Origin of the sequence: Streptomyces sp. NPDC056503, from assembly GCF_042794995.1 — a bacterium.
Lineage (GTDB): Bacteria > Actinomycetota > Actinomycetes > Streptomycetales > Streptomycetaceae > Streptomyces.
The window spans coordinates 1-1,172 of record NZ_JBHTST010000286.1 but is presented as its reverse complement, the minus strand read 5'-3'; the positions used below and the strand labels follow the sequence as shown (position 1 = coordinate 1,172).

General features: G+C 64.1%; 1 protein-coding gene. It reads left to right on the top strand.

The annotated features are described in order from the left end of the window. The first annotated feature begins 400 nt into the window (after window positions 1-400). Entirely contained in the window at window positions 401-844 is a 444-nt protein-coding gene (locus ACFQ8C_RS37105) for a hypothetical protein (RefSeq protein WP_383466382.1), read from the top strand. Window positions 845-1,172: the final 328 nt, after the last annotated feature.

The window sequence follows — 1,172 nt, the reverse complement described above, 5'->3', positions numbered from 1 at the left end:
GTCAGAAGGCTGTCACAGCTGCCATGTCGGAGGCTCGCGGATATCCCGGCTCACCTGGGTACAACCCGGCCAGCGTTTACGGGACAGCCCTTAGGTCGGCAGCGGTGATAAGGCCGTCACGGTAGTCCTCCAAAAGTTTGCGAAGCACGTGCTCTTGCTGCCACGCCGTAGGAGGTTGCGGTGCGCCTAGGACTTCTTCCGGCTCAGAGTGAGAGCCGAACTCCCCCTTCGCGCTTCCATCACGGCGGTGGCTGGACACCTCACCCCAGAATCCGTCAAGGACCTCATTTCGATAGCGCTCGTCTGTGAGTGGGGACAAACCGAACTTGCTGGCGTGCAGCCTCAACTCGGCGTACAGAGGCTGGGGAACTCGCGGGTGCTGCGCCACCAGACTCGACAAGTGATCTGGATCAGTCAGTCGGCTAATCCACCGCCGGGCGAAGATTTGGCCGACCGTGACGGGTTTGGCAAGCGCGGCTCGGCGGTTGTCCTCTGCCTGATCGATCATGCTCTGTGCCTCGTTGGTCAGCGCAGCGAGAGTGGGCAGCTCAGCTTGCGGTGGCACCCCTTCTTCCTTGAGCCACTCCATGACGGGTCCAAGAACGTCGCCCAGGCCGCGTTCGGGGATCTGCCGACCGACGGGTTCAGTGTCGTCCAGGCCGCGCTCTGGGGCTTCCGCCACTGGTTCATCTTGCGGGCCCGCCCCCCGTGGGTCGAGTGGGCGGTGTACCGGCTCATCCTCTGCCGGGTTACGTGTCTGCTGTTCGTCGCCTCCTCCAGACGAGGACGTATCTGCCCCCGCAGCAGCGACCCAAAGGCTATGGAACCGCTTCACTTCGGCTGAGGTGTCGATTCCAGGCACCTGGTGCGCGAGCTCCCTCACCAGCACCTGGACGAGACCCCAGGCAGGCAGTCGGGGCTTGGTGAAAGCGTCGTGGATCCGGCTCGAACTGGCCACTCCAACACCGAGCCCGCGGGACAGATCGCGCACCGAAGGCCATCCCGCTCGCCGATGGAGCGCGTGCAGTTCATCGCTCAGCTGCTTGCGCGGCCCGTGAGGCAGCGCAGGGGGCGTGAGTCTAAGGGCTGTCCCGTAAATGATCTCCGAGTCGCCTCGGGCATGGTTGATCGCGGTCAAGCCCGTTGATCTATCCGGTGAGGGCGAGGTTGTG